Annotated in this window: 1 protein-coding gene; it reads right to left on the bottom strand. The window is 57.4% G+C overall.

The window, feature by feature from the left end; genetic code table 11:
• On the bottom strand, window positions 1-263 hold a 263-nt coding region (locus tag SCA31_RS23930; RefSeq protein WP_410699492.1), incomplete at both ends, for a hypothetical protein.

The raw sequence follows: 263 nt of genomic DNA, 5'->3' as shown, positions 1-263 counted from the left end.
ATTTTTGAAGTCGCCGGCAGAAAATCGGAGCCGCCATTGCCCGTTTTCGCGTTGATACAGCTTTCCGGTTCCGTTTTCACTCCACGTCATGAGTTTGAAGTTGCGCGCCCTGAGCGGATTCGCCATTAACATGGAGAGGAGCAGCGCGTCCCGTTTGTACCTTGCTTCCTCAAGACTGCCGGGCGCGGCTTGCGCTGCAAGCTTGTCGAGGTCGTCGACGGCACGCATGATGGGAGCCAGTGGCTCGACGAGATTAAGCAGGC

It is taken from the genome of Chryseobacterium sp. SIMBA_028 (assembly GCF_046535285.1).
Classification (GTDB): Bacteria; Bacteroidota; Bacteroidia; order Flavobacteriales; family Weeksellaceae; genus Chryseobacterium.
This window is presented reverse-complemented; position numbering and strand designations above follow the sequence as displayed.